The organism is Streptomyces sp. MnatMP-M17, assembly GCF_900091995.1.
In the GTDB taxonomy this organism is placed as follows: domain Bacteria; phylum Actinomycetota; class Actinomycetes; order Streptomycetales; family Streptomycetaceae; genus Streptomyces.
This window is the reverse complement of the sequence record NZ_FMDK01001028.1, coordinates 1-5,082: the sequence shown is the minus strand read 5'-3', so window position 1 is coordinate 5,082 and position 5,082 is coordinate 1. Positions and strand designations below refer to the sequence as shown.

The window sequence follows — 5,082 nt, the reverse complement described above, 5'->3', positions numbered from 1 at the left end:
GCCGCCGTCAGGGCCGCCGCCGGGCTGATCCGGCCCGACGGGATGGGACGGTGCGGGCGGTCCACGGCGTCCTCGTCGCGGTCCGCCCAGTCGTTGAGAGCCATGCCCGCCTCGTACAGACAGAGGGAGGCGCCCACGGCCAGCGCCGTACCGCGGTTGGGTCGTGCGCCGAGGGCCGCCGCGCCGGCCAGGGCGTCGCCCGGGACCGTGAACAGGGCCGACACCCGCAGCAGTTCCGCCCAGGCCCGCACCCGCCCGCGTACGTTCACCGGCTCTCCCGCAGCCGTTCGGCGAACGCCAGCAGCGCCTCGAACTGCTCGGCGAGCGCCGCGGGCCCGCTGTCCGGATCCTTGAAGTAGAAGCCGAGACCGGGCAGCGGACCGCTCAGTCCCGCCTCGTGCGCGCGCGACACCAGCCGCGCCAGGTCGAGCACCAGAGGCGCGGCGAGCGCCGAGTCGCAGCCCTGCCAGATCGTCTGGAGGATCATCCGCGAGCCGAGGAAGCCGTCGAAGGCGATATGGTCCCAGGCCGTCTTCCAGTCGCCCAGGGCCGGCACGTCGTCGATATGCACCTCGCCCTCGGGCGCCGTGCCCAGCGTGTCGGCGAGTACGCGCTCCTTGCCCGCGTTCTTGGCCGCCGCCGCCGCCGGGTCGGCCAGCGCCGCTCCGTCCCCGCCGCCCAGCAGATTCGTGCCCGACCAGGCCCGTACGGTCAGGGCACGCTGCACGAACATCGGGGCGAGCACGGAACGGAGCAGCGTCTGGCCTGTCTTGCCGTCGCGGCCGGCGTGGGGAAGTCCGGCGGCCTCGGCGGCGGCTGTGAGGGCCTCGGTGCGCAGCCCGGTGGACGGTGTGAAGTTGACGTACGAGCAGCCGGCCCGGACCGCCGCCGCCGCGTACAGCGAGCTGGCGGGCAGCCGCGGATCGTCCGGCGCCGGGCTGGGCTCGGTGGAGGAGACATTGACGACGACGGTCCGCGCGACGCCCGTACGGCGGGCGAATCCGGTGATGTCGTCGGCGAAGGCGGCGATGAGTTCCTCGTCGCTCCTGGTGTCGCCCGGCTGTGGGCCGCCGGTCCTTATCTCCTGGTCGGCGGCGGTCAGTTCGGCGTGGATGGCGGCGGGCAGACCGTGCGGCAGCACTCCCGCGACGGTCAGCTCCTCGGCCCGCTTGGGCAGCGGACAGCTCGCCGTGTCATGTCCGCCGAAGACGAGTGAGGAGAGCGCGGGCAGGCCCGTGCCCGCGAAGGGCGCGGTCTCGGTGACCATGCCCGTCGCGGGATGCAGGCCGGCCGTGACCGCCGCGCATCCCGCGACAGCCGTCGTGGCGACGGAGCCGCGCGCTCCGACGAACCAGACTCCGGTGCGTACTGCAGTCGATTCCGTACCGCTCGTCGTCACGGGCTGCCTCCCTGCCGATGGTGTGGTGGTGGTTGATGGATGGTGGTGTCGGTGCCGGCCGGTGGTGATTGGTGGACGGCGGGCGGGGGGTACGGCGCCTCCCCGCCCGCCGCCGGCTGACGGGCCGTCCGTCCTAGGAGTACCTAGGAGGCCGGCAGTTCCTTGAGCTGGATGTTGCGGAAGGAGGCCTGGTCGTCAGCGCCGTGGTTCTGCAGACCGATGTAGCCGTCCTTGAGGCTGCGCGCCGGGTCCTGGTTGGTGAAGTCGTTGATCTTCGCCCCGTTGAGGAAGACCTGGAGACGCTCGCCCTGGACCCTGATCTCGTAGCTGTTCCACTGCCCGGGCGGGCGCAGCACCCGGTCCCTGGCCTTGAGATCGGCCGACTTGAAGCCGTAGACCGAGCCGGTGGTGCGGTCCGGGGTGTCGGTGGCGTCGATCTGCACCTCGTATCCCTTGTCCACCGCGGACCACGGGTCGTCGGAGGCCGGGAAGCCCACGAAGACACCGGAGTTGTCGTCGCCGTCCAGCTTCCAGTCCAGCTTCAGGGAGTAGGACTTCAGCTCCTTGGCCTGGTACCAGAGCAGACCCATACCGCCCTCGGAGCGCAGTTCACCGTTCACGACGTTGAACTTGCCCGGTCCGGCCTGCTTCCAGCCCTCCGCCGTCTTTCCGTTGAAGAGGTCCCGGTAGCCGGTCTGCGGCTTGCAGTCGGCCTTCACCTGGCCGGCCGCGTACCGCAGTCCGCCCAGCAGGTGCTGGCGGAAGGCGGCGTCCGCGTAGGACTCCTTGGTGTGGCCGCCGCCAGTGTAGAAGGAACGGCCGCCCCCGTACGTCTGGCACCAGGCGATCGGGTGGTCGCCCTTCATGGTGCCGCCCCGGTAGGTGGTCTCGTCCAGGGTGGCGAGGACCCGTGCCTGCTCACGCGGGTTGGTGCGGTAGTTGTACCACTCGTCGGTCCGCTGCCACTCGTCGTCGAGATGCGCGGTCGACGGGTGGTCGTGGTCCTCGACGCGTACGGTGGCCGACTGGATCTGCGGATGGCCCTGGAAGTACGCGCCCACCAGACCGCCGTAGAAGGCCCAGTCGTACTCGGTGTCGGCCGCGGCGTGCACACCCATGTAGCCGCCGCCGGTGGCGACATAGTTCTCGAACGCCTGCTGCTGGTCGGCGTTGAGGACATCACCGGTGGTGGAGAGGAACACCACCGCGTCGTACCTGGCCAGGTTGCTGGTGGTGAACTGGGCGCCGGTCTCGGTGGAGTCGACCTTGATCCCGGTGGTCGCTCCCAGCTCCTTCAGCGCGGCGATACCCGTGGGGATCGCGTCATGGCGGAATCCGGCGGTCTTGGAGAAGACCAGAACGCGCTTCTCGGTCCTGCCGGGCTCGGCCGTGGAGAGCTCGAAGTCGTCCAGGTCGAAGAGCGCGCCACCGCCCACACCGCCCTTGAAGACCAGGAACAGCTCGGTGGTCTTCTTCGGTACGGAGCGCAGCGGTACGTCGACGTCCTGGAAGGTCTCCCAGCCGCCGGTGATCGGAACCGGCGTGGAGCCGAGCAGTTCGCCGGTGGCGGAGCCCGTGCGTACCTCCAGGAATCCGCCGGCGCCGCCGGAGGAGATCCGGGCGGTCAGCGTCTTGGAACCGGTCAGGTTGTACGGCGTGAAGGAGATCCAGTCGCCGTCGTCGATGTCACCGACGGTCTTGCCGCCGTTGGCCGGTGCCTTGTCGTAGGTCCTGATGCCGGAGGAGGCGCTGAAGTGCTCGGCCTGCCGGTGGCGCGGCTGGAGCTGCGCCTGGTCGTGGCTGGTGAGCGCGGCCTGGCCGCCGCCTCCGCCGTCGGTGTACTCGGCGTCGATGACACCGAAGATATTGGCGTTGGGATCGTGCTCGGTGTCGGCGGGCGCGGTGATGGTGCCCTCACAGCCGTTGACCGAGGTGATCGGGTGGCCGTGGCTGTCATGGCCCAGGATGTAGCGGACGATGACCTTGGAGCAGTCGATCGGGCCGTTGTCCCGGTCCTCCCGGTCCTTGACCTTCACCTTGAACGGGATGGTGTCCCCGAAGTTGAAGAGGTGTCCCTCATTGGGCAGATCGAGCTCCACCTCGGGCGCGGTGTTGCCGACGACGATCCGTACGGACGCCGTCGCGGTGCGCTCCGTCGGGTCGGTGACGGTCAGCCGTGCGGAGTAGGTGCCGTTCTTCTTGTACGTGTACGTGGGGTTGGCCTCGGTGGAGGTGCCTCCGTCGCCGAAGTCCCACGCGTAGGTGAGGGCGTCGCCGTCGGGGTCCGAGGTGCCGGCGGAGGAGAAGACCGCCTTCAGCGGGGACTTGCCGGACGTCTTGTCGACGGTGGCCTCGGCGATGGGCGACTTGCCGCCGGTGGAGTTCTCGATCCGGTAGAGGGCCGAGTGCTCGTCACCGCCGAACCAGGAGAGCCCGTAGTCGAGGACGTAGAGCGCGCCGTCGGGGCCGAACTCCATGTCCATGACCTGGGTGCCGGTCCACGGGAAGGGATTGATCGAGCCGACCGTACCGTTCTCGTCCTGCTCGATCCGCTTGATCCACTGGCGGCCGAACTCACCGGCGAAGAAGTCGCCGTCATAGGACTCGGGGAACTTCACCGGGGAGTCCAGGTCGGCGTCGTAACGGTAGACGGGACCGCCCGTCGGGGACTCGGAGCCGGAGCCGAACTCGGGCACGCTGGCACCGTCGTACGGGATCCACGCGGGCTGGGCCGGCGGCAGGTCCGTCAGTCCGGTGTTGTGCGGCGAGGTGTTCTTCGGTGCCGCGCAGTCGAAGGCGGCGCCGGAGGCCTGGGTCGCGAAGTTGTAGTCGATGTACGCGTCGTTGTCGCCCGTGCAGTACGGCCAGCCGAAGTTTCCGGCCTTGGTGACCCGGGCGAACTCCACCTGACCGGCCGGGCCGCGGGTCGGTGAGGCGGCGCCGGCGTCGGGGCCGTAGTCACCCACGTAGACGATGCCGGTCTTCTGGTCCACGGAGATACGGAACGGGTTGCGGAACCCCATCGCGTAGATCTCGGGCCGCGTCTTCTCGGTGCCGGGAGCGAAGAGATTGCCCTCCGGGATGGTGTACGAGCCGTCCTCGGCGACCTTGATACGGATGATCTTGCCGCGCAGGTCGTTGGTGTTGCCCGAGCTGCGCTGCGCGTCGAACGCCGGGTTGCGGTCCGGCCGTTCGTCGATCGGCGTGTAGCCGTCGGAGGCGAACGGGTTGGTGTCGTCACCGGTCGACAGATAGAGGTTGCCGTCCGCGTCGAAGGCGATGTCGCCGCCGACATGGCAGCAGGTGCCGCGCGAGGTGGCGACGTCGAGGACCTTCTTCTCGCTCGCCTTGTTCAGGGTGCCGTCCTCGTTGAGCGTGAAGCGCGAGAGGCGGTTGTACCCGTCGAAGGGAGCGAAGTCGGCAGCCGTGCCGTTCTCGGGCGCGTCACCGGCGGGGGTGTTGAGCTTGGGCGCGTAGAAGAGATAAATCGCGCGGTTCTCGGCGAAGTCGGGGTCGACCCCGACGCCCTGGAGACCTTCCTCGTCATGGTTGTAGACGTCCAGCGTGCCGGCGACGGTGGTGTCTCCGCCGGCGTCGGTGATCCTCAGTGTGCCGTCGCGCGAGGTGTGCAGCACCTGCCGGTCCGGCAGGACGGCGAGCGACATCGGCTCCCCCCCCCCCCC

General features: G+C 69.6%; 3 protein-coding genes. All 3 read right to left on the bottom strand.

The window, feature by feature from the left end:
• Positions 1-269, bottom strand: a 269-nt coding sequence (locus tag GA0115259_RS35400) for a UbiA family prenyltransferase (protein WP_161230561.1), incomplete at its 3' end; no start/stop codon positions are given.
• Entirely contained in the window at positions 266-1,399 is a 1,134-nt protein-coding gene (locus GA0115259_RS35395) for an inositol-3-phosphate synthase (protein ID WP_093604463.1), read from the bottom strand. The genes GA0115259_RS35400 and GA0115259_RS35395, both read right to left, overlap by 4 nt.
• Positions 1,400-1,542: 143 nt before the next feature.
• On the bottom strand, positions 1,543-5,082 hold a 3,540-nt coding region (locus tag GA0115259_RS35390), incomplete at its 5' end, for a ThuA domain-containing protein (protein WP_107469377.1).